This window comes from Streptomyces drozdowiczii, assembly GCF_026167665.1.
Taxonomy (GTDB): domain Bacteria; phylum Actinomycetota; class Actinomycetes; order Streptomycetales; family Streptomycetaceae; genus Streptomyces; species Streptomyces drozdowiczii_A.
In genome coordinates, this window is the sequence record NZ_CP098740.1 from 1,394,041 (window position 1) to 1,416,497 (window position 22,457).

15 protein-coding genes and 2 pseudogenes are annotated in these 22,457 nt (G+C 73.6%); 8 read left to right on the plus strand and 9 right to left on the minus strand.

Annotation, left to right across the window (positions count from 1 at the left end; translation table 11 throughout):
* The gene (locus NEH16_RS06220) at positions 1 to 1,908 is read left to right on the plus strand and encodes an ABC transporter permease (RefSeq protein ID WP_265539944.1); all 1,908 of its coding nucleotides are present in this window, start codon (positions 1 to 3) and stop codon (positions 1,906 to 1,908) included.
* A gap of 3 nt (positions 1,909 to 1,911) precedes the next feature.
* Here the strand turns inward: NEH16_RS06220 and NEH16_RS06225 are convergent, their stop codons facing one another.
* From NEH16_RS06225 to NEH16_RS06255, 7 genes and pseudogenes are all read right to left on the minus strand, one after another.
* Positions 1,912 to 5,967 carry a bifunctional nitrate reductase/sulfite reductase flavoprotein subunit alpha gene (locus tag NEH16_RS06225; RefSeq protein WP_265539946.1) on the minus strand — a complete coding sequence of 1,352 codons (4,056 nt, stop codon included), beginning with the start codon at positions 5,965 to 5,967 and terminating at the stop codon, positions 1,912 to 1,914.
* Positions 5,968 to 6,102: 135 nt separating this feature from the next.
* Positions 6,103 to 6,456: a monovalent cation/H(+) antiporter subunit G gene (gene mnhG, locus NEH16_RS06230; protein WP_073966220.1), complete on the minus strand. Its 354-nt coding sequence runs from the start codon at positions 6,454 to 6,456 to the stop codon at positions 6,103 to 6,105.
* Positions 6,453 to 6,788 carry a monovalent cation/H+ antiporter complex subunit F gene (locus NEH16_RS06235; RefSeq protein ID WP_265539948.1) on the minus strand — a complete coding sequence of 112 codons (336 nt, stop codon included), beginning with the start codon at positions 6,786 to 6,788 and terminating at the stop codon, positions 6,453 to 6,455. Before NEH16_RS06235 ends, mnhG begins: the two co-directional genes overlap by 4 nt.
* Positions 6,785 to 7,429: a Na+/H+ antiporter subunit E gene (locus tag NEH16_RS06240; RefSeq protein ID WP_265539950.1), complete on the minus strand. Its 645-nt coding sequence runs from the start codon at positions 7,427 to 7,429 to the stop codon at positions 6,785 to 6,787. The genes NEH16_RS06235 and NEH16_RS06240 overlap by 4 nt, the downstream gene beginning before the upstream one ends.
* Positions 7,426 to 9,080: pseudogene (locus NEH16_RS06245) on the minus strand (Na+/H+ antiporter subunit D). The gene NEH16_RS06240 and the pseudogene NEH16_RS06245 overlap by 4 nt, the downstream one beginning before the upstream one ends.
* Positions 9,077 to 9,697 (minus strand): Na(+)/H(+) antiporter subunit C, encoded by a 621-nt coding sequence (locus NEH16_RS06250; RefSeq protein ID WP_265539952.1) that lies wholly within the window; start codon positions 9,695 to 9,697, stop codon positions 9,077 to 9,079. The pseudogene NEH16_RS06245 and the gene NEH16_RS06250 overlap by 4 nt, the downstream one beginning before the upstream one ends.
* Positions 9,694 to 12,602 (minus strand): annotated as a pseudogene (locus tag NEH16_RS06255) (Na+/H+ antiporter subunit A). Before NEH16_RS06255 ends, NEH16_RS06250 begins: the two are co-directional and overlap by 4 nt.
* 337 nt (positions 12,603 to 12,939) lie before the next feature.
* On the opposite strand from NEH16_RS06255, the gene NEH16_RS06260 reads away from it, so the two are divergent.
* The 5 genes from NEH16_RS06260 to NEH16_RS06280 are packed head-to-tail and all read left to right on the plus strand — an operon-like array spanning position 12,940 to position 18,254.
* On the plus strand, positions 12,940 to 15,651 hold the full coding sequence (locus tag NEH16_RS06260; protein ID WP_265539954.1) for a sensor histidine kinase: 2,712 nt from the start codon (positions 12,940 to 12,942) through the stop codon (positions 15,649 to 15,651).
* Complete coding sequence (locus NEH16_RS06265; protein ID WP_073966227.1) at positions 15,648 to 16,085, plus strand: roadblock/LC7 domain-containing protein; 438 nt, start codon at positions 15,648 to 15,650, stop codon at positions 16,083 to 16,085. The genes NEH16_RS06260 and NEH16_RS06265 overlap by 4 nt, the downstream gene beginning before the upstream one ends.
* On the plus strand, positions 16,082 to 16,504 hold the full coding sequence (locus NEH16_RS06270; protein ID WP_079192913.1) for a DUF742 domain-containing protein: 423 nt from the start codon (positions 16,082 to 16,084) through the stop codon (positions 16,502 to 16,504). Before NEH16_RS06265 ends, NEH16_RS06270 begins: the two co-directional genes overlap by 4 nt.
* A 6-nt stretch (positions 16,505 to 16,510) precedes the next feature.
* A complete protein-coding gene (locus tag NEH16_RS06275; RefSeq protein ID WP_073966228.1) occupies positions 16,511 to 17,080 on the plus strand; it encodes a GTP-binding protein in 570 nt (189 codons plus the stop codon).
* A gap of 40 nt (positions 17,081 to 17,120) precedes the next feature.
* A complete protein-coding gene (locus NEH16_RS06280; RefSeq protein WP_265539956.1) occupies positions 17,121 to 18,254 on the plus strand; it encodes an FAD-dependent monooxygenase in 1,134 nt (377 codons plus the stop codon).
* Between the two features lie 66 nt (positions 18,255 to 18,320).
* Here NEH16_RS06280 and NEH16_RS06285 read toward each other — a convergent pair whose 3' ends face one another.
* Positions 18,321 to 18,722: a RidA family protein gene (locus NEH16_RS06285; protein WP_265539958.1), complete on the minus strand. Its 402-nt coding sequence runs from the start codon at positions 18,720 to 18,722 to the stop codon at positions 18,321 to 18,323.
* Complete coding sequence (locus NEH16_RS06290; RefSeq protein ID WP_265539960.1) at positions 18,719 to 19,846, minus strand: acyl-CoA dehydrogenase family protein; 1,128 nt, start codon at positions 19,844 to 19,846, stop codon at positions 18,719 to 18,721. The genes NEH16_RS06285 and NEH16_RS06290 overlap by 4 nt, the downstream gene beginning before the upstream one ends.
* 129 nt (positions 19,847 to 19,975) lie before the next feature.
* Between NEH16_RS06290 and NEH16_RS06295 the strand changes: the two genes are divergently transcribed.
* Positions 19,976 to 21,628, plus strand: a complete 1,653-nt coding sequence (locus tag NEH16_RS06295) for an AMP-binding protein (RefSeq protein WP_265539962.1) — start codon at positions 19,976 to 19,978, stop codon at positions 21,626 to 21,628.
* Between the two features lie 4 nt (positions 21,629 to 21,632).
* Positions 21,633 to 22,451, plus strand: a complete 819-nt coding sequence (locus NEH16_RS06300) for a PaaX family transcriptional regulator (protein WP_265539964.1) — start codon at positions 21,633 to 21,635, stop codon at positions 22,449 to 22,451.
* Positions 22,452 to 22,457 lie beyond the last annotated feature (6 nt).

The window sequence follows — 22,457 nt, forward strand, 5'->3', positions numbered from 1 at the left end:
ATGAACCGCCGCCCCCGCGCACCGATCGTGCTGGCCCTCCCCGCGCTGCTGGCCGTGGCGTTCCTGCTGCTGCCGCTGGCCGGCATCCTGGCCCGCACCTCCTGGGGCGAGCTGGGCACCCACCTCACCAGCCAGGGCACCACCCAGGCGCTGACGCTGTCGCTGATCGTCTCCGGCTGGGCGCTGCTCCTCTCCCTCGTCCTGGGGGTGCCGCTGGCCTGGCTGCTCGCCCGGGTCGACTTCCCGGGCAAGGTCTTCGTCCGGTCGCTGGTGCTGCTGCCGATGGTGCTGCCGCCGACGGTCGGCGGTGTGGCGCTGCTCCTCGGCTTCGGCCGCCGGGGGCTGCTCGGGCCGTGGCTGGAGGACTGGTTCGGGATCACGCTGCCCTTCCACACCTCGGGCGCGGTGCTCGCGGCGACCTTCGTCGCCATGCCGTTCCTGGTGATCAGCCTGGAGGGCGCGCTGGGCGGGCTGCGCCCCCGTTACGAGGAGACCGCGGCCTCCCTGGGGGCGTCGCCGGTACGGGTGTTCCTCACGGTCACGCTGCCGATGGTGGCGCCCGGTCTTGCCGCGGGGGCGGCGCTGACCTGGGCGCGGGCGCTCGGTGAGTTCGGGGCGACCATCACCTTCGCGGGCAACCTCCCCGGCACCACGCAGACCCTGCCCCTCCAGGTCTACCTGCTGCTCCAGGACAGCCCGGAGGCGGCGACCTCGGTGTCGCTGCTGCTGCTCGTCATCGCCATGGCGGTGCTGCTCGCGCTGCGGGGGCGGTGGACGGGGACGCCGCAGGCGCGTACGCGGAGGCGGGAGGTCGTCGACGAGGAGCCCGGGACCGCCGTCCCTTCGGGGGATGCTCCCGAGGCCGTACGGGAGGACTGGCCACTGCACGCCGAGGTCACCGGCTTCAACGAGCTGACCCTCGACGCGGAGGCCGGGACCACCATCGCCGTCGTCGGCCCCAACGGCGCCGGCAAGACGACCCTGCTGCGCGCCCTGCTCGGCCTCACCCCGCGCGCCCACGCCCGGCTCCTCCTGGGCGACACCGATGTCACCGCCCTGCCCGCCCACCGCCGGGGCGTCGCCTGGGTCCCGCAGGACGGCGCGCTGTTCCCGCACCTCAGCACCCTCGCCAACACCGCGTACGGGCTGCGCGCGAAGGGCGTACCGCGCGCCGAGGCCCGCCGCGCCGCGCAGGAGTGGCTGGACCGGCTCGGGGTCGGCCACCTGGCCTCCCGGAAGCCCGCCCAGGTCTCCGGCGGCCAGGCCCAGCGCGTCGCACTGGCCCGCGCGCTCGCCGCCCGTCCGCGCCTGCTGCTCCTCGACGAACCGCTCGCCGCGCTCGACCAGACGACCCGGTCCCAGGTCCGGCACACCCTGCGCCGCCATCTCGACGGGTTCGGCGGCGTCTGCCTCATCGTCACGCACGACCCCGTGGAGGCGGTCGCGCTCGCCGACCGGGTCCTCGTCCTGGAGGACGGCCGCACGCTCCAGGACGCCCCGCCCGCCGAGGTCACCCGGCACCCTCGGTCCCCCTGGGTCGCCCGGATGCTCGGCCGCAACGCCTGGCCCGGCACCGCCACCGCCGACGGCCTGGAATTCCCGGGCGGCGGGCGCCTCGTCGCGGCCGACCCGCTGCCGGCCGGGGCGCCCGCGCTCGCGGTCATCGCGCCCGAGGCCGTCTCCGTACACCGGGAGAAGCCGACCGGGAGCCCGCGCAACGTGTGGCCGGGGACGGTGCGCGAGATCACGGCGGGCGGGAGCCGGCTGCGGGTGCTGGTGGGGTCGGATCAGGCGCCGGACCTGGTCGCGGAGATCACCCCGCAGGCCGCGGCCGAGCTGTCCCTAGTGGACGGGGCGCGAGTGTGGACCAGCGTCAAGGCCACCGAAGTGACGCTCGTGGGGCTCTGAGCCTCAGTAGACGTCCCGCACATACCGCTTGTCGGCGGCGAGCTGCTTCACGTACAGCGCGGCGGCCTCCGGGTCGAGCCCGCCGTGGGCGACGGCGATGTCGCGCAGCGCCCGGTCGACGTCCTTCGCCATCCGGGCCGCGTCGCCGCACACGTAGAAGTGGGCGCCCTCGCGCAGCCAGGACCACAGCTTGGCGCCGTGCTCGCGCATCCGGTCCTGTACGTAGACCTTGGCGCGCTGGTCGCGGGAGAAGGCGGTGTCCAGGCGGGTGAGGGTGCCATCGGCGAGGAAGGACGTCAGCTCCTCCTCGTAGAAGAAGTCGGTGGCCCGGTGCTGCTCCCCGAAGAACAGCCAGTTGGGGCCCGGGTCGCGGCGGGCCCGGCGCTCCTCCAGGAAGCCGATGAAGGGGGCGACGCCGGTCCCGGGGCCGACCATGACCATCGGTGCGTCAGGGCGGGCCGGTGGCCGGAAGTGCGGGGCGCGGCGGACGAAGACCGGGACGCGGGTGTCGGGTTCGGCGTCCGCGAGGAACGGCGAGCAGACCCCGGCGCGCGGGCGGCCGTGGAGGTTTTCGTAGCGGACGACGGAGACCGTCAGGGAGAGGCGGTCGGGGTCGGTGAGCGGGCTGGACGATATGGAGTACAGGCGGGGTTGCAGGGGTTTGAGGAGGCCGGCCCACTCCTCGGGGGTGGCCTTGACCGGGTACTCAGAGAGGACGTCGACGGCCTGGCGGCCCCAGGACCAGCGGGCCAGCTCGCCCTTGTTGTCGGGCCGCAGCATCTTCTTCAGCTCCCGGTCGCCGGTGCGTTCGGTGACGAAGCCGAGGAGGGCGGGGGTGAGGCGGGTGATGTCCAGCCGGGTGTGGAGCGCGTCGCGGAGCCGGAGGCCGCCGAGGCCGGAGACCTCGATCTCCGCGTCGGCGTCGAGGCCGGTGACGGAGAGCCATTCGGCCACCAGGTCTAGGTGGTTGGCGGCGTGGACGCCGAGCGCGTCCCCGGCCGCGTACTCCAGGGCGGCCCCGGTCCCGCTGGTGTCGAAGGTGAAGCGGCGGACCTCCTTGCCGGAGCCGGGCAGCCCGAGCAGCCGGTTGCCGGCCAGCCGGGCGGTGACGGGGGCGGGCTTGGGGGTGCGGACCGGGGCGGGGGCGGGCGGGGGCGCGGGGGCCGGTGCGGTGGGCGGGGCGGTGAGCCCGGCGAGGACCTGGTCGAGCCAGCTCAGCGCGGACGGTTCGTAGTCGGGCTCGCAGTCGGTACGCGGGGCGAGGCGGACGGCCCCCAGCTCGTCCAGGCGCCGGTCGAGCCTGCGCCCGTGTCCGCAGAAGTCGTCGTACGAGGAGTCCCCGAAGGCCAGGACCGCGTACCGCCGGCCGTCCAGGGGCGGGAGGTCGGCGGCGGTCAGGGCCTCCCAGAACCCGGAGCCGTTGTCGGGCGCGTCGCCGTCCCCGAAGGTGCTGGTGATCAGGAGGAGGTCGGCGGCCGGTGGCAGGGCGCGCGGGTCCGCCTCGTCCATGCCGAGGAGCCGGGTGCGCAGGCCCGTGGCGGTGAGCCGGTCGGCGGTGGCGACGGCGAACTCCTCGGCGTTGCCGGTCTGCGAGGCCCACAGCACGACGACCTCGCGGCCGGGGGGCTCGGCGGGCGCGGGGACGGGCGCGGGGGCGTCGGCGGGCGGCCCGGTGCGCGAGTACATGCCGGCCAGGACGCCGTTGACCCAGCGGGCGTGCTCGGCGCCGAAGGGGGCGCCGGGCGGGAGGACGGGGACGCCGGGGGCGCCGAGGGGCAGCCCGGCGAGGAAGCCGACGAGGTACTGGCGCTCGTGCTCGGCGAGGACCGGGGGCGGGGTGGTCTCCAGGCCGAAGACGGCGGCGGTTTCGGGGACGGCCGGTACGGGAAGCGGCACGGGCGCCGCCGCCACCTTCGTCAGCGTCACCGCGCACACCTTGAACTCCGGCTGGTAGGAGACCGGGTCCACCGCGTCGGCGGTCACCGCGTTGACGCTGAGGTATTCGCCGAAGAGGTCGTTCCAGTGGAAGGGCGCGAAGCAGCAGCCCGGGGCCACCCGGTCGGTGACCACGGCCGGCAGCACGGCCCGCCCGCGCCGGGACTCGACCTCCACCGAGTCGCCCTCCGCGAGCCCGAGGCGGGCCGCGTCCTCGGGGTGCACCTCCACGAACGGCCCGGGGTTGAGGCGGTTGAGCTTGGCGACCTTGCCGGTCTTGGTGAGGGTGTGCCACTGGTGCTGGACCCGGCCGGTGTTGAGCAGGAAGGGGTAGTCGTCGTCCGGCATCTCCGCCGCCGGGAGGTGGGGGCGGCCGAAGAAGCGGGCGCGTCCGGTCGGGGTCGGGAAGACCGGTCCGCCGCCGTCCGGGGCGAGATAGCGAATGGGGTTGCGGTCGGGGCCGTCGGCGGTGGGCGCGGGCCACTGGACGGGGGCGGTGCGCAGCCGTTCGTACGTCACGCCCCGCAGGTCGTAGCCGGTGCGGGGGTTCGCGGCGCGCTTGATCTCCTCGAAGACCTCCTCGGCGCTGTCGTACGTGAAGGCGTCCTCGTACCCCATGGCGCAGGCGATACGGGCGATGAGCCGCCAGTCCGCGAGGGCTTCGCCGGGCGGCTCGACGGCGGGGCGGGCGAGGGTGAGGTTGCGTTCGCTGTTGACGAGGACGCCCTCCGCCTCGCTCCACAGGGCGCCGGGCAGGACGACGTCGGCGTAGGCGTTGGTCTCGGTGTCGGCGAACACGTCCTGGGTGATGACGAGTTCGGCGGCCTCCAGGGCCTCGATGACGGTGCGGCGGTTGGCGACGGAGGCGACGGGGTTGGTGCAGATGATCCAGCACGCCTTGATGTCACCGGCCGCCATCCGCTCGAACATCTCGACCGTGCCCCGGCCGCACTCGTCCTTGCGGAGGGTGCCGGGGGCCAGGCCCCACAGCTCCTCGGTGAAGGCGCGGTCCTCGTCGTCCAGGAGTGACCGCTGCCCGGGGAGCCCAGGGCCCATGTAGCCCATCTCGCGCCCGCCCATGGCGTTGGGCTGGCCGGTGAGCGAGAGGGGGCCGCTGCCGGGGCGGCAGATCGCGCCGGTCGCCAGGTGGAGGTTGATCAGCGCGTTGGTGTTCCAGGTGCCGTGCGTGGACTGGTTGAGCCCCATGGTCCAGCAGCTCGTCCACTCCCCCGCCTCGCCGATCCACCGGGCGGCCTGCCGGAGGTCGTCCTCCGGTATGCCGGTGATCGCGGCGACGGCCTCGGGCGCGTAGTCCGCGAGGAATTCCGGCATCTCCTCCCAGCCCTCGGTGTGCGCGGCGATGAACGCGGGGTCGGTGTGCCCGTCGGCGTGGAGGAGGTGCAGGAGGCCGTTGAGGAGGGCCAGGTCGGTGCCGGGGCTGACGCGCAGGAAGAGGTCGGCCTTGTCGGCGGTGGCGGTGCGCCGGGGGTCCACGACGATCAGCTTGGCGCCCGCCTTGACGCGGTCCAGGAGGCGCAGGAAGAGGATCGGGTGGCAGTCGGCCATGTTGGAGCCGATGACGAGGAAGACGTCCGCGCGGTCCAGGTCGTCGTAGGAGCCGGGCGGCCCGTCGGCGCCGAGCGACAGCTTGTAGCCGCTGCCCGCGCTCGCCATGCACAGCCGCGAGTTGGACTCGACGCGGTTGGTGCGGACGAACCCCTTGGCCAGCTTGTTCGCGAGGTACTGCGCCTCCAGGCCCAGCTGCCCGGAGACGTAGAACGCGACGGCGTCCGGTCCGTGCGTGTCGATGACCGCCCGCAGCCGCCGCGCGGTGGCCGCGACCGCCTCGTCCACACCCACCGGTACGGGCTCCGCGCCGCGCTCCGGCCGCATCAGGGCGGTGGTCAGCCGGCCGGGCGCGGCGAGCATGTCGGCGGTGGTCGCGCCCTTGGTGCAGAGCCGCCCGGCGTTGGCGGGGTGCCGCTTGTCCCCCGCCGCCTTCAGGACCGTACGCCGTCCGTCGGGCCCGGCCGCGATGTCGAGGACCATGCCGCAGCCCACCCCGCAGTACGAGCAGACCGTACGGACCTGAGTGGCGTCGGCCGACGAGCTCTGTGGGGGCACCGGGGAGACCTTCCGTGAATCGGATCGTGCCCCGACGGTAGGAAAGCGCCGTTACGCCGGTGTGGCACCGGCCGATCATGGGCGGTAACGCTCGTCGCACACCGGACGGTCCGCCGGTGTGAGAAGAGCGGCCGCTCAGGTCTCCTCGGTGAGCTGTTCGTCCAGGTCGTCGAAGAGCAGTTCCGCGTGGTCGACCTGGCCCGTCCGGTACGCCGAGCGGGCGACGAGGTGCGCGGCGACCGGGCCCGTCATCAGCTGGAAGAAGCCGATCAGCGCCAGCGTCGCCAGGTCCATGCCGCTGCGCAGCCGCAGGGCCACCCCGGCGAGCACGATGAGCATGCCGAGCGCCTGCGGTTTGGTCGCGGCGTGGCTGCGGGAGAGGACGTCCGGCAGCCGCAGCATGCCGATGACGCCGAGCAGGCAGATCGCGGCGCCGAGCAGCACCAGCGCCGCGCCGGCCGTGTCCAGGATCTGGAGCCAGACGCTCATGGCCCCTCCTCCCCGCCGTGCCCGGCCCGCTCCCGGTGCGGACGGCCCGGCGGCCGGTCGCGTACGGCGATGAAGCGCGCGATGCCGACCGATCCGGTGAAGCCGAGGAAGGCCAGGACCAGCATGATCGGGAAGTAGAACGGGTCCCGCGCGAACGCCGACTTGGCGCCGAGCCCGGCGATGATGAGCGCGGCGCAGACGTCGAGCGCGATGGCCCGGTCGAGCATCGAGGGGCCGCGCCAGATGCGCGCGAGCAGCAGCGCGCCGGCGACGAGGATGAGGACGACGGCCGCCACGAGCAGCACCCGGTCCACGGTCTGGGGGGCGCTCATGGCCGCTCCTCCTGGTCTCCCGGCCGGGCGCCGGTGTGCGGGGTGTCCGGGGGCGGGGCGGCGACCCGCTCGATCTCGTCGCGGGTGCCGAAGGCGCGTACGGTCAGCTCCTCCAGGCGCCACACGGAGCGCCGGGCGGCTTCCAGTTCGGCCGGGTCGCCCGCGTCCAGGACGTGCAGGAAGACGGTGGCGGTGGCGCGGCGGACCTCGACCACGGAGCCGTCGGGCACGTTCGACACGGTGACGGCGGTCGCGGTGAGCATCAGGTCGGAGCGGCAGCGCAGCGGTACGGCGATGACGGCCGCCCGGCGCGGCTGCCGGCCGTGGATCTGCCGGGTGACCTTCACGCCGGAGGTGTACATGTCGTACAGCAGATAGCCGGCGAGGCGCAGGATGCCCCAGGGGTGCAGCCGGAGCCCCAGGTCGACCTTGGGCAGCGGGAAGGCCAGGCAGACGACGACCGCGACGACGGCCCCGGTCAGCAGGTTCGCCCAGTTGAGGCTCGACCAGAGCAGCACCCAGATGACGGTGAGCCAGGCGATCAGCGGGAGGTCGAGCACCCGCCGGTGCCGGGCGCCGAACGCGGCGCTGAACGGCGGCAGGTCCTTGTTCCGGAAGGAGAAGGAGACGAGGCGTTTCACGGGCCCAGCACCTCCCGCGTGTACGGCGTGCGGGCGAGGAGTTCGGCCGCCGCCCGGTCGGTGTACGAGGTGAGCGGCCCGGCGAACACGGTGAAGGCGAGGCCGAGGCCGACCGCGGCGGCCGTCGCCCAGGTCATCGGGCGGGGCAGCAGGCTGGTGGTGGTGACGGCGTGGCCGTGGAGGGTCGCGGCGACGGCGAGCCCGGCGGGCTGGTGGCGGACGCGGACGCCCTCGTCCCCGGTGCCGGCCATCCGGTCGGGGCCCTCGTCGGCATCGTCGTCGTCGCTGTCGTCGTCGGACTCCAGGACCGTGCCGGTGGCGGCCTGGCCCGGGGGTGCCGCGCGCCAGAAGGCGAGGTTCCAGACCTTGGCCATCACGTACAGCGTGAGCAGGCTCGTCACGGTCGCCCCGACGACGAGGATCCAGGCCCACACCCCGCCGTCGGCGACACCGGCGCGCATCAGTCCGAGCTTGCCGATGAAGCCGGAGAGCGGCGGGATGCCGGCGAGGTTCATCGCGGGCACGAAGAAGAGGACGGCGAGGGCGGGTGCGGCCCGGGCGATGCCGCCGATCCTGGTCAGTTCGGTGGTGCCGGTCCGGCGTTCGATGAGCCCGGCGACCAGGAACAGCGTGGTCTGGACGGTGATGTGGTGGACGACGTAGACGATCGCGCCGCCGTACGCGCCCCGGGTGGCGAGGCCGATGCCGAAGACCATGTAGCCGATGTGGCTGATCAGGGTGAAGGAGAGCAGCCGCTTGAGGTCGGTCTGCGCGACGGCCCCAGGATGCCGACGATCATCGAGGCGAGGGCTGCCGCCATCAGCAGGTCGCCGAGCCGGTTGCCGGGGAAGAGCAGGGTCTCGGTGCGCAGCATGCAGTAGACGCCGACCTTGGTCAGCAGTCCGGCGAAGACGGCGGTGACGGGGGCGGGCGCGGTCGGGTAGGAGTCGGGCAGCCAGGCGGCGAGCGGGAAGACGGCGGCCTTGATCGCGAAGACCGTCAGCAGCATGGCCTGAATCAGGGTCTGGACGCCCAGGGGGAGTCCGCCGAGACGTTCGGCGAGCTGGGCGAAGTTGGCGGTTCCGGTCGCCGCGTACGTCATGGCGATGGCGGTCAGGAAGAGCATCGAGGAGAACAGCGAGATGATCACGTACGTGGAGCCCGCCCGGATGCGCGGACCGGTGCCGCCGAGGGTCAGCAGGACGAAGCTGGCGACGAGCATGATCTCGAAGCCGACGTAGAGGTTGACCAGGTCCCCGGCGAGGAAGGTGCACGAGACTCCGGCGACCAGGATCAGGTACGCGGGGTGGAAGACGGCGACCGGCGTCTCCTCGTCCCGGTCCGCCATGCCCTGGCCCAGGGAGTAGACGAGGACGCACAGGGTGACGGCGGAGGAGATGGTCAGCATCAGCCCGGAGAGCCGGTCGGCGACCAGGGTGATGCCGAGCGGCGGCGCGAAGTCCCCGAGGTGCACGGAGAGCGGCCCGTGCGTGTCGGCGGCGATCATCAGGGCGATCGAGAGGCCGAGTACGGCGGTGAGCACGGCGACGCTGACGAGGCGCTGGATCCGCTTGAGCCGCGTGCCGAAGGCGAGGCTCAGGCCGGTCGCGCAGAGCGGCAGCAGCACCGGCAGCGGGACGAGGGCGTTCATCCGGTGCCTCCTGGGTTCTGGGCGTCGGGGCCGGGGCCTCGCGGGTCATCGGCGCGCTTCGCGTAGTCCTCCGGGTCCGCGCCCAGGACGTCGTGCCACAGATCGCCGGTGGCGTCGCGGCCCCGGGCCTGGAGGGCGCGGTCGGCGCGCAGCCGGGCCCGGAGGCGGCGGCGTTCGTCGCGGTAGGCGCGGCGGGCCTCGGCGCTGCGGTCGCCGTCTTCGCGGAAGCGGGCGCGCAGCTCGTCGCGCTCGTCCAGCACTTCGGCGCGCAGGACGATGCGGCGGTCCTCCAGGTCGTCGTGGACCTCGTCGGTGCCGGTCAGCTGGTGGCCGCGGTAGGCCATGGCGAGCAGGAACGCGGTGGTGGCCAGGGTGATGACGATGGCGGTGAGCGCGATGGCCTGGGGCAGCGGGTCGGTGACCCGGCCGAGGTCGACGCCGTACAGCAGCGGTTCGCGGCCGGCCGTGCCGGTGGCGGACAGGATGAACAGGTTGATGCCGTTGCCCGCGATGACCGCGCCGAGCAGGATGCGGGTGAGGGGCCGGGTCAGCATGAGGATGCCGCCGACCGCGCAGAGGACCGCGGCGGTGGCGAGGAGCGAGGCGCTGACGGTCACGGGGTGGCCTCCCCGGTCTCCGGTCCGGCCTCGCGGGCGGCGGCCTTCTCGGCGGCGGCGCGTTCGATCTGCCGGTCGATCTTGGCGCCGAGGGCCCGCACGATGTCGAGGACGACGCCGAGGACCAGCAGGTAGACCCCGCAGTCGAAGACGACCGGGGTGCCGAACTCGAAGTCGCCGACGAGCGGCCAGTGGCCGTGGTAGGTCCAGGCGTGCAGGACCGTTCCGTCGTAGAGGCCGATCAGGGCGACCCCGGTGGAGAGGAACAGGCCGAGCCCGGTGAAGAGGCCGGGTTGCAGGGGCGCGGCCTCGGCGAGTTCGAAGCGGCCGCCCGCGAGGTAACGGGTGATCAGGGCGAGGCCCGCGACGAGGCCGCCGACGAAGCCGCCGCCCGGCATGTTCTCGGCGCAGAACAGCAGGTAGACCGAGAGCACCAGGATCGGGTGGAACAGCAGCCGCGTCACCACCTCGAAGACGACGGACCGGTGCTCGGGTGCCAGCGTGGAGCCGGCCGCGAGCCAGCCGCGCTCGGGCGCCCCCTCGTCGCCCTGCGGCACCCCGGTCAGCGGTTCTGCGGTCACGGACCAGGCGGTGCGGCCTCGTACCTCGGTGGATGCCGCCGTCCCCTCGGCGCGGCGGTGCAGGTAGATGAGGCTGGTGACGCCGATCGCGGCGGCGGCGAGTACGGCGGACTCCCCCATGGTGTCCCAGGCGCGGAGGTCGACGAGGATGGTGGCGACGACGTCCTTGAGGCCGTGGTGCGCGGTCTCCTCGACCATGGCCGCACCCGCCGGGGACGCGGTGCGCGCGGCGGCGGCGACCCAGACGACCACGCCGAGGGTCGCGGCGGCGGCCAGGGCGACCGGGATGCGCACGGCCCGCCGCCAGGGGCTCACCGACTCCTGGAAGTGCACCGGCATCCGCCGCAGGACCAGCACGAACACGATCATGGACACGGTTTCCACGCAGAACTGGGTGAGCGCCAGGTCCGGGCCGCCCTGGACGACGAACAGCAGGGCGGTCCCGTAGCCGGTGAGTCCGGCCAGCACCACGGCCTTCATGCGGCGTCTGACGGTGAGGCAGAGCAGGGCCGCCGCACAGGTCAGGGCGGCGACCGCGCCCTGGAGCGGGACGTCCCAGAGCCGGGGCGCCGAAGCCCCTTCCCAGGGCCGGTCCACGACGAACACGGAGAGCTGTCCGGCGAGCATCACCAGCAGGGTCGTCGCGAGGTACACGGAGAGGGAGCCGCGCTGGACGAAGCCGGTGGCCTGGAGGGAGAGCCGTTCCAGGCCCAGGAGCAGCTGGCCGAAGACGCCGTCGGCGGTGGGCCAGGCGATGCGCCGGGACAGCCGGGCGACCCGGTCGCGCGCGGCGAAGAGGACCGCGCCGCCGACGGTGGCGACGGCGGAGAGGAGGAGGGCGGTGCCCCAGCCGTGCCAGAGCGCGAGGTGGTACGGGTGGGCGGGGGCCGGGAAGGCGTCGGCGTAGGCGCTCAGCAGCCGGTCGGTCCAGCCGACGCCGGGGCCGAGGACGAGCCCGCAGAGGGCGAGCGCGGCGGGCGCGGCGAGGAAGGCCGGGCCGACCCGGTGCACGGGGGTGTCGGCGACCCCGGGTTTGCGGAGGAAGCCGCCCCAGATGAACCGGGCGGTGTACGCGACGGTGAGCGCCGAGCCCGCGACCGTGATGCCGAGCGCCCAGCGGTCCGCCGTGTCGCCGTGCAGCAGCGCCTCGAACGCCGACTCCTTCGCGGCGAAGCCGAGCAGCGGGGGCAGGGCGGCCATGGAGAGGGCGGCGAGGACGGCGACGGCGCAGACGTGCGGCAGGGCGCGTCCGACGCCGGAGAGCTTGCGCAGGTCACGGGTGCCGGCGGCGTGGTCCACGATGCCGGTGACGAGGAAGAGCGGGGCCTTGAAGAGGGCGTGGCCGAGGATCATGACGGCGGCGGCCAGCGCGGCGTCGCGGTTGCCGACGCCCGCGAGGAGGGTGAGGAAGCCGAGCTGGCTGACGGTCCCGTACGCCAGGACGATCTTCAGGTCGTTGAGCCGGAGGGCGCGCCAGCCGCCGAGGAGCATCGTCGCGGCGCCGAAGACGATCACGACGGGCCGCCAGCCGGGCACGTCGGCGAAGGCCGGGGCGAGCCGGGCGACCAGGTAGACCCCGGCCTTCACCATCGCGGCGGCGTGCAGATAGGCGCTGACGGGGTGGGTGCGGCCATGGCGTTGGGCAGCCAGAGGCTGAACGGCCAGACCGCCGACTTGGACAGGGCCCCGCACAGGATGAGCAGGACGGCGACCTCGACGGCGGTGGTCGTCGGGGGCGGGTCGGCCAGGATCTCGGAGATGCGGTAGGTGCCGGCCTGCTGACCGACGATCAGGAAGCCCACCAGCATGGCGAGGCCGCCGAGCGTGGTGACGGTCAGCGCCTGGAGGGCGGAGCGTCTGCTGTGGCGCTGCTCGCTGTCGTATCCGATGAGCAGGTACGAGAAGACGGTGGTGAGCTCCCAGAAGACGTAGAGGGAGATCAGGTCGTCGCTGAGGACGAGGGCGAGCATCGCGCCGGCGAACGCGAGGAGGTTCCCGGCGAAGCCGGCGAGCCGGGGGGTCGTGTCGCCGAAGTAGGAGGCGCAGTACAGCAGGACGAGCGTGCCGACGCCGGAGGCGAGCAGGACCATGAGTTCGGCGAGCGCGTCGAGGCGCAGGTCCACGGAGACGCCGTAGTCGGGCATCCAGGCCCAGGACCAGTTCACCGAGGAGCCGGAGGCGGCCGTCTCCCAACGGGTGAACGCCCAGCAGGTGGTGGCGGCGGGCGGCAGCGCGAGGACGAGGAAGGCGCGCGCGCCCAGCCGTCGCACCAGCGGGCGCGCGAAGGCCGCGAGGACGAAGTGGGCGACGATGAGCGCGGTCATACGGCGGGGCGGCGGGGTGCGGCGGCGGGCGGCGGGGTGTGCGGGGCTACCGAACGGACAGAGGGCACTAAATACAGATATATCCCCGGCGCCGCTTCACCGGTCCGACCCGCCGCACCCCGGGCGGCCGGTCAGATCGGAAGGGGCGCCGCCGTTTCATGGTGATCATGTGCGTGCCAGATGTTGAACATGTGATCCCACTTCCTTTTCTTTTTTGCACTGTGACTACTATCTATCCGTCCTGGTTCTCAACGGATTTGACCGACCGTGAGGTCGGTACCACGTCAAGGAGCATGCCCTGCGCACGCGCGCGTCACGGCGGAGCAGCTCGACCACAATGGCGCTGCGGACGGCCCTTCTCGTACTGGCAGTCGTCCCCGGTGTTGCCCTGGCCGCCCTCTGGGCCGTCACCAGTGGTCAGACTCTGCTCGACTTCCAGAAGCAAGCGGCTCAAGGGCAGTTGGCCCAGAAGGCCGGCCAGCCGTCCAACATCGTGTACTACAACCTCCAGGAGGAGCGGCGGCTCAGCGCCGAGGCGCTGGCCCGCAAGGCAGGCGCCACCGAGGCCCTGCGCGAGCAGCGCAAGCTGACCGACAAGGCGATCACCAGCTTCCAGTCGCTGTCCGACACCGACACCGACGACGCCCCCGGCGAGGTACGGGACGCGGTCGGCGAAGCCCGTACCGCGATCACCCAACTCCCGGCGCAGCGGGCCCTCGTGGACGAGGGGGACAACGACCAGCAGAAGGCCGTGTACCGCTACTACACGGATCTGATCGCCGTCGATCTGCGGCTCTTCACCGCTCTCAGCCATGTCGACAACGGCCGGATCACCACGATCTCGCAGCCGTTGGTGGACCTGTTCTGGGCCAAGGAGATGATCTCCCGCTCGGACGCGCTGCTCGCCCGGGGCTGGACGAAGGGCAGGCTGAGCACCGCGGAGCTCCAGGAGGTCCGACAGGCCGTCTCCGCCCAGTCGTTCCAGTACACGACGAAGGTCGTCCCCTATCTCCCGGCGGACGAGAAGGCCAGGTGGCAGGAGGTCTTCGGCTCCGCCGCCTGGAAGGCCAAGACCCGGGTGGAGACCCAGGTGCTGCGCCCGGCCGACCCGGACGCCTCCGGCTCCGTCGCCCTCGGCGCGAAGGAGGCGGACTGGCGCGGTGCGATGGACGAGCTCACGCCCCAGCTGGTCGAGCTGATGGAGGCCCGCACCGACGTGGTGGTCGCGGAGGGCAAGGACAGTGTCATCTCCCTCCTGATCAAGGTGGTCCTGACCACGGTCGTCGGCCTCGCCGCCGTCGTCGCGGTCATCTGGTTCACCTGGCGGATCTCCCGCAACCTGCGCCGCCGGATCAGCCGGCTCCAGGAGCGGGCCGAGGAGCTGGAGAAGGCGCTGCCCGACGTGGTCGAAAGGCTCGGCAAGGGCGAACGCATCGATGTCGAGGCCGAGGCCCGGGCGATCGGGGACGGCGGCGAGGCCGGGACGACGGACGAACTGGCCCAGCTCGGCCACGCGCTCGACCTGGCCCGCACCAGCGCCCTGCGCGCCGCCGTCGACCAGGCCGACCAGCACCGGGGCTTCGAGCGGCTGCTCCAGCGCATCGCCCGCCGCACCCAGCAGCTCATCGGCCAACAGCTGAAGAAGCTGGACCAGCTGGAGCGCGAGCACGAGGACCCGGAGCTGCTGGACGGCCTCTTCGACCTCGACCACCTCACCGCGCGCCTGCGGCGGTACGAGGAGAACCTGGTGATCCTCGCGGGCGGCTCCCCGCACCGGCGCTGGCGCAAGCCCGTACCGCTCCTGGACGTCATACGGTCCGCCCAAGGCGAGGTGCAGGACTACCAGCGGGTGGTGCTGGACCTGGACGGCTCCCCGTGGCTCGCGGCGCGGGCCGTGGGGCCGGTCTCCCATGTGCTGGCGGAGCTGATCGAGAACGCCCTCACCTTCTCCCGGCCGCCCAGTCCCGTCGAGGTCAGGGCCGCCCAGGTGAGCCGGGGTCTGGCCATCGAGGTCGAGGACCGCGGGCTCGGCATGGACGAGGAGCAGCTCGCGGCGGCCAACGAGCTGATGAGCCGGCCGCCCCGGATGGACGTGCTGGCCCACGCCGACGACATCCGCCTCGGTCTGTACGTGATCGCGCGCCTCGCCGACCAGCACGGGCTGCGGGTGGAGTTCCGCCCGTCGGCGTTCGGCGGCACCCGCGTCGTCGTGCTGGTCCCGGACGCGCTCACCGTTCCCGGCCCGCACGCCGGTCCGGTGGCCGTCCCCGCGCCGGAGCCGGAGGAGCCTGCCCAGGCCCCCGCCCCGCTCCGGGACTCCGACGCGCTGCCCAGCCGGGGCCGGGGCAGGGCGCTCGCCGGGGTCACCGCCCTGCACGCGCCGGACGCGCCCGCACCCTCACCCTCACCCGGGCCCGAGGCCCCGTACGCCGGTACGGACGGGCACGCGTACGGGCAGCGGGACGACGTCTTCGGGGGCGCCGCCGCCCGGCAGGACGAGGCGGCGCACCACGGCGGGTACGCGGACGCCGGGCAGCCGTACATGACCGCCGAGGGGCAGTACCCGGTCGCCCACCAGGCGTATCCGGAGCCCTCGGAGCCGTACGGCGCTCCGCGGCAGCCCTACCCGGACACGTATCTGACGGGCGAGCTGGACGCGGACGGCTTCCCGGTGTCCCTGCCCCCGCAGCCGGAACCGGTCGTACACCCCGGACCGGCCGCACACCCGGGCCCGCCCGCCCAGCCCGCGCCGCTTCCGCAACCCGTACCGGGGCCGGGCCTTCCCTCCGCGCCCCCCGGGGCACCCCTCGGGGAGCCGCCGTTGCCGCGCCGGGTGCGTCAGGCCAGCCTCGCCGACGAGCTGCGGGTGGACCCGGCCGCGCCGGCCGCCGCGGCCCGGCCGCGGGCCAGGGCCGAGGACCCGCCGCCCCGGACCGCACCGCACCGCGCGGGTGCGGCGATCGGAGCCTTCCAGCGCCGGTCCCGCGCAGCCCGCGCCACCGACGAGCCGCCGACGCAGCCCGACCTCACGAGAGAAGAACGGACATGACACGCACTACCGCCACTCGCCAGGATCTCGACTGGCTCCTCGACGGTCTGGTCGACTCGGTGGCCGAGACCATCAACGCCGTCCTGCTGTCGGACGACGGGCTGGTGGTGAGCCACTCGCGCACCATCGAGCGGCCCGACGCCGAGCGGCTGGCCGCGATCTGCACCGGTCAGCAGAGCCTGGCCCGAGGTGTGGGCCAGCTCTTCGACGGCGGCGGCGTCCACCAGGTGATCGTGGAGCTGGCGGACCTGTGGCTCTTCATCATCTCGGCGGGCCAGGGCACCCACCTGGCCGTCATCGCCTCGCAGGAGGTGGACGCCGAGATCATGTCGCTCGCCATGCACAACCTCGTCCTCCAGGTCGGCCAGAAGCTCAGCACCCCGGCGCGGGACGACTTCGACGCCTTCGGCGCCGGGGACAGGCCGCGGGCGTGACCGGCCACTGGCCTTACGGGCAGGGGGATTTCGAGGACGACGGCGAGGACGCCGCGGGAACGATGGTGCGCCCGTACACCATCACCCGCGGCCGGACGGCTCCCGACCGGGACGACCTCACCCTCATCACCGTGCTCACCACCGCGCACGATCCGCGGGACGAGCACGGCGCGGCGGCCCGCCCGGGCCGGCTCCAGCCGGAGCACCGGCTGATCCTGGAGCGCTGCCGCCGGCCCGCCGCGGTCGCCGAGGTCGCGTCGGACCTCGACCTGCCGATCTCGGTGACCAAGATCCTGCTGGCCGACCTGGTCGCCACCGGCCTCCTGATCGCCCGGGCACCGCTGTCGGTGGCCCGGGCGTCCGGCGGCGCCGACATGGGCGTACTGGCGGCTGTTCGCGACGGACTCCGGAGACTCTGACCCAAGATGACCACCAGTCAGGCGGCGCCCGCCGCCGTCAAGATCCTGATAGCCGGCGGTTTCGGCGTCGGCAAGACCACCCTCGTGGGGGCCGTCAGCGAGGTCGCCCCGCTGCGCACCGAGGAGCTTCTGACCACGGCCAGCATCGGCGTGGACGACCTGGCCGGCGTCGGCCAGAAGGACACGACGACCGTGGCCCTGGACTTCGGCCGGATCACGGTCAGCCAGGACCTGGTCGTCTACCTGTTCGGCACACCGGGCCAGGAGCGCTTCTGGTTCATGTGGAACGACCTGGTCAACGGGGCCCTCGGCGGGGTCGTGATCGCGGACACCCGGCGCCTGGAGAGCAGCTTCGCCTCGATCGACTTCTTCGAGAGCCGGGACATCCCGTTCGTCGTCGCGATCAACTGCTTCTACGGGCACAACACCCGTACCGCGGACGAGATCAGGGCCGCCCTGGACCTGGACCCGCATGTGCCGCTGCTGGTCGGCGACGTACGCGAGCGGCCGTTCGGCCGGGACGTGCTGCTGGCGCTCGTGGACCACCTGATGAGCCTGCCCGTCGCGGTGGGCTGACCCCTTCCCCCTTTTCTTCCTCGCTCTGGAGAGATCCGACATGGCAACACCTCTGCGCGTCCTGATCCACGGCGGCGGCATCGGCGGGCTGACGCTCGCCACCGCCCTGGCCCGGCGGGGCCACACCGTCGAGGTGGCCGAGCTCCGCGACGAGCTCGACGCCCTCGGCGTCGGCATCATCCAGCCGTCGAACGCCCTGCACGTCATGCGGGAGATCGGGGTGCTGGAGGAGTGCCTGGCGGCGGGCTTCGAGTGGGAGGTCCTGACCATCGCGGACCCGGCCGGCAACACGCTGGCCGAGATACCGCAGCCGCGCATGGGCGACGCCCCTTCCAACAACGGCATCCCCCGCCCCGCCCTCGCCCGGGTGCTGAACGCGGCGGCCACCTCGGCCGGTGCGAAGATCCGCTTCGGCGCGACCATCACCCAGCTCACCGACGACGGCGACGGCGTGGACGTCGCCCTGTCCGACGGCTCGTCCGGCCGCTGGGACCTGGTCGTCGGCTTCGACGGCATCGGCTCGCCGCTGCGCACCCGGCTTTACGGGGACCGCTACGCCCCCCAGTACACCGGCTTCGCCAACTGGCGCGTCACCGTGCCCCGCCAGGAGCAGGTGCGGGGCGTCGTGATGGGCACCGCGGGCCAGGCCGCGAAGGCGCTGCTCACCCCGATCACCGACGAACTGATGTACCTGGGCTCGGTCTTCGCCGAGGCCGAGGACTTCCGGCCGGACCCTTCGAGCGCGCACGAGCAGCTGAAGGAGCGGCTGGCGATGTTCTCGGGCCCGGTCGCCGAGGCGCTGGCCGAGGTCACCGGTCCGGAGGCGGTCGTCTACTCGCGGATCTCCCAGGTGACGGTCGAGGAGCCGTGGCACGTGGGCCGGGTGGTCCTGGCCGGTGACGCGGCGCACGCGAGCACCCCGCACATCGCGCAGGGCGCGGCGATGGCGGTGGAGGACGCGCTGGTGCTCGCCGAGTCGCTGGACGCCGAGGCGGACGTCGACGCGGCCCTGGACGTGTGGGAGGCCCGTCGCCGTCCGCGCGCCATGTGGGTGCAGGCGATGTCGCGCGCGGTGCTGAAGCAGGAGACGGGCGGCGAGACGACGCCGGAGGAGGACGAGCTGCTGAAGATCGGCATCCCGGGCGCGGCCCATGTGCTGGTGCAGCCGTACTGATGTGAGGCGTTACGCGTGACGCCCCCGCCGGGCCCGGTCTCCGGGACCGGCGGGGGCGTGCGTCGTTCAGGGCAGGACCGCGATGCCGTCGATCTCGACCAGGGCCTGTTCGTCCCAGAGCCGCGCCGCGCCGATGACCGCCATGGCCGGGTAGTCGCGGCCCGCGATCCGGCGCCAGATCCGGCCCAGTTCCGGGGCGTTGGCCCGGTAGTCGGCGACGTCGGTGGCGTACACCGTGACCCGGGCCAGGTCCGCCGGGGAGCCGCCCGCCGCGCGCAGGGCGGTGAGGAGGTTGCCGAGGGCGGTCGCGAACTGCTCGGGGAGGGTGACGCCGACGACCTCGCCGTGCTGGTCCAGGGCGGTCTGCCCGGCCAGGAAGACGATCCGGCCGCCGGTCGCGGTGACCGCGTGCGAGAAGCCGGAGGCGGGCGAGAGTTCGTGCGGGTTGATGCGGTGGATCGGGCTCATGCGGTCGGCTCCCGGTTCGCGTACAGCTCCTTGGCGATGATCGTGCGCTGGACCTCGCTGGCGCCCTCGTAGATGCGCGGGGCGCGGACCTCACGGTAGAGGTGTTCGAGCAGATGGCCGCGGCGCAGGGCGCGGGCGCCGTGCAGCTGGACGGCGGTGTCCACGACGAACTGCGCGGTCTCGGTCGCGTACAGCTTCGCCATCGCGGCCCGGCGCGGCACCCCGGGCTCCCCCGCGTCATGGGCGGCGGCGGCCGCGTAGACCAGCAGCCGGGCGGCCTCGGTGCGGGTGGCCATCTCGGCGACCTGGTGGGACACGGCCTGGAGGGCGGAGAGGGGCGCGCCGAAGGCGGTCCGGGTCGCGGTGTGCTCCACGGTGGCGTCGAGAGCGGCGCGGGCCATCCCGAGGGCGAAGGCGCCGACGCTGGGGCGGAAGAGGTTCAGGGTGTCCATGGCGACCGCGAAGCCCCGGTCCGGCCCGCCGAGCAGGTCGTCGGGCGTGACGCGGACCCCGTCGAAGGCGAGGGCCCCGATCGGGTGCGGGGAGAGCATGTCCAGGGCGGTGCCGGTCAGCCCGGCCCGGTCGGCGGGGACGAGGAAAGCGGTGACGCCACGGGCCCGGGCGCCGGGCGTGGTGCGGGCGAAGACCGTGTAGAAGTCGGCCTCCGGCGCGTTGGAGATCCAGCACTTCTCGCCGGTCAGCCGCCAGCCGCCGGAGTCCGGGGCGGCGTCGAGCGCGAGGGCCCCCGCGTCGGAGCCCGCGCCGGGCTCGCTGAGCGCGAACGCGGCGACGTGGCGGCCGGCGCGGACCCCGGGCAGCCATCGCTCGCGTTGGGCGGGGGTGCCGGACCGGAGCACGGGGAAGGCGCCGAGGCCCTGGAGCGCGAGGGCGGTCTCGGCCTCGGTGCAGCCCCGGGCGAGCGATTCGCGCAGCAGGCAGAGGTCCAGGGCGCCCGAGCCGAACAGCCGGTCGAGGAGGCCCAGCTCGCCGAGGGCGGCGAGCAGCGGGCGGTTGACGTGCCCCGGCGCGCCCTCGGCGGCGAGCGGGGCGAGCCGGTCACGGGCCAGGGTGCGCAGCTCCTCGCACCAGGCGGTCTGTGCCGGATCGAGCGAGAATGCCGTCATACCGGCGCCTCTCTGGTCGAATCTGATCAAAGACTTTCAAATCGGTGGCACCTGAGCATCTTTATCGCGGACCGTTGACTACCGTCACCCAAACGATACGCTCCAAGGGCGACAAGGGAGCGATGCTTCATGGACCCGAACACCATGGACCCGAAAACCTCAGCGCACATCGACGGCTTCGCCAGGGAGCAGCTGCCCCCCGTGGAGCAGTGGCCGGAGCTGCTCTTCGACCTGCCCGAGCTGCACTACCCGGACCGGCTCAACTGCGCCACCGAACTCCTGGACCGCACAGCCGACCGCCTCGGCCCCGACCGCCCCGCCTTCCGCACGCCGGACGGCGGGGTGCTGAGTTACGGGGAGCTGCGGGACCTCGTGGACCGGATCGCCCACGTCCTCACCTCTGACCTGGGGGTCGTCCCCGGCAACCGCGTCCTGCTGCGCGGCCCCACCACTCCGCATCTCGCCGCCTGCTGGCTGGCCGTGCTGAAGGCGGGCGCGGTCGCCGTCACCGTACTGGCGCAGCAGCGGGCGTCCGAGCTGGCCACGATCTGCTCGATCGCCCGGGTGAGCCACGCGCTGTGCGACGCGCGGTCGGTCGAGGACCTGGCGCAGGCGGAGGTGCCCGGGCTGCGGATCACGGCGTACGGGGGTGGGGCCCCGGACGACCTGCTGCGGCTGGCGGCCGCCCGGCCGGGCCCGTACCGGGCGGTGGACACCGCGTCGGACGACGTGGCGCTGATCGCGTTCACCTCGGGCACCACCGGCCGGCCCAAGGGCTGCATGCATCTGCACCGCGATGTGCTGGCCATCGCCGACACCTTCTCGCGGCACGTCCTGCGGCCCGGGCCCGACGACGTGTTCGCGGGCAGTCCGCCGCTCGGTTTCACCTTCGGGCTCGGCGGCCTTGTGGTGTTCCCGCTGCGCGTGGGCGCGTCCGCGCTGCTGCTCGAACAGGCGGGCCCGAAGCAGCTGCTGCCCGCGCTGGCGGAGCACCGGGTCTCGGTGCTGTTCACCGCGCCGACCGCGTACCGGGTGATGCTGGACCAGCTCGACGGGCACGACCTGTCGGCGCTGCGCCGCTGTGTCTCGGCGGGCGAGAACCTGCCGGAGGCGACCTGGCACGCCTGGCGCGAGCGGACCGGGCTGCGGATCATCAACGGCATCGGCGCGACCGAGCTGCTGCACATCTTCGTCTCGGCCGCCGACGACGCGATCCGCCCCGGCACCACGGGCGTCCCGGTCCCCGGCTGGCAGGCCCGGGTGGTGGACGCCGACGGGGTGCCGGTGCCGGACGGGGAGCCGGGGCTGCTCGCCGTGCGCGGCCCGGTCGGCTGCCGCTATCTCGCGGACGAACGCCAGCGCGACTACGTACGGCACGGCTGGAACATCACCGGCGACACCTATGTGCGCGACGCGGACGGCTACTTCCGGTACGTGGCCCGCGCCGACGACATGATCATCTCCTCCGGGTACAACATCGCGGGCCCCGAGGTCGAGGAGGCCCTGCTGCGCCACCCGGACGTGGCGGAGGCGGCGGTGGTGGGGCAGGCGGACGAGCTGCGCGGCCGGATCGTGGCGGCGTACGTGGTGCTGCGGGAGGGCGCGGAGCTGACGGCGGACCAGCTGCGCACCTTCATGCGGGCGGAACTGGCCCCGCACAAATGCCCCCGCCGCATCACGTTCCTGCCGGCTCTTCCCCGTACCGCCACCGGGAAACTGCAACGGTTCAGGCTCCGCGCGGGGGAACCCGGTGCGGCCGGGGCCGCGCCGGGCCGAGAATGATCACATGGTCGAACCGCACACCCCCCGTTCACTGATCGTCACCCTGTACGGGGCGTACGGCCGCACCCCCGGCGACGGGCCGATGCCGGTGGCCGGTCTGGTCCGGCTGCTCGGGGCCGTCGGCGTGGACGCGCCCGCCGTACGCTCGTCCGTCTCCCGGCTGAAGCGGCGCGGGCTGCTCGTCGCCGAGCGCACGGCGGACGGGGCGGCCGGATACGCCCTGTCGGCGGACGCCCGCCAGCTGCTGGACGACGGCGACCGGCGCATCTACCGCCATCCGGACCCGCCGCTGGCGGACGGCTGGGTGCTGGCGGTGTTCTCGGTGCCCGAGGCGGAGCGCCACAAGCGCCACCTGCTGCGCTCGCGCCTGTCCCGGCTCGGCTTCGGCACCGCCGCCCCCGGTGTCTGGATCGCCCCGGCGGGGCTGTACGACGAGACCCGGCACACCCTGGAACGGCTGGAACTCGCCCCGTACGTCGATCTGTTCCGGGGCGACCACCTGGGCTTCTCCGCGACCCGGGAGGCCGTCGCCCGCTGGTGGGACCTGGACGCGGTGGCCCGGCTCCACCACAACTTCCTGGAACGCCACGAACCGGTGCTCAGGGCCTGGGAGGCGCGCGGCGACGCGGCGGCGGACCCGGAGGCGGCCTACCGGGACTACCTCACCGCGCTGGACTCCTGGCGCCGGGTGCCCTACGCCGACCCGGGGCTGCCCGGGGAGCTGCTGCCCGACGCATGGCCGGGGGCCAGGTCGGCCGAGGTGTTCCGGGCGCTGCACGAGCGGCTGCGGGACGCGGGAGCGGAGTTCGCGCACCGGAAATAGGGCTGC

Bases quoted from the DNA above. Each gene is read 5' to 3' on its own strand.
- NEH16_RS06220 (WP_265539944.1), top strand. From the start codon at position 1: ATGAACCGCCGCCCCCGCGCACCGATCGTGCTGGCCCTCCCCGCGCTG.
- mnhG (WP_073966220.1), bottom strand. From the start codon at position 6,456: ATGAGCGTCTGGCTCCAGATCCTGGACACGGCCGGCGCGGCGCTGGTG.
- NEH16_RS06235 (WP_265539948.1), bottom strand. From the start codon at position 6,788: ATGAGCGCCCCCCAGACCGTGGACCGGGTGCTGCTCGTGGCGGCCGTC.
- NEH16_RS06260 (WP_265539954.1), top strand. From the start codon at position 12,940: ATGGCGCTGCGGACGGCCCTTCTCGTACTGGCAGTCGTCCCCGGTGTT.
- NEH16_RS06265 (WP_073966227.1), top strand. From the start codon at position 15,648: ATGACACGCACTACCGCCACTCGCCAGGATCTCGACTGGCTCCTCGAC.
- NEH16_RS06275 (WP_073966228.1), top strand. From the start codon at position 16,511: ATGACCACCAGTCAGGCGGCGCCCGCCGCCGTCAAGATCCTGATAGCC.
- NEH16_RS06280 (WP_265539956.1), top strand. From the start codon at position 17,121: ATGGCAACACCTCTGCGCGTCCTGATCCACGGCGGCGGCATCGGCGGG.
- NEH16_RS06285 (WP_265539958.1), bottom strand. From the start codon at position 18,722: ATGAGCCCGATCCACCGCATCAACCCGCACGAACTCTCGCCCGCCTCC.
- NEH16_RS06290 (WP_265539960.1), bottom strand. From the start codon at position 19,846: ATGACGGCATTCTCGCTCGATCCGGCACAGACCGCCTGGTGCGAGGAG.
- NEH16_RS06295 (WP_265539962.1), top strand. From the start codon at position 19,976: ATGGACCCGAACACCATGGACCCGAAAACCTCAGCGCACATCGACGGC.
- NEH16_RS06300 (WP_265539964.1), top strand. From the start codon at position 21,633: ATGGTCGAACCGCACACCCCCCGTTCACTGATCGTCACCCTGTACGGG.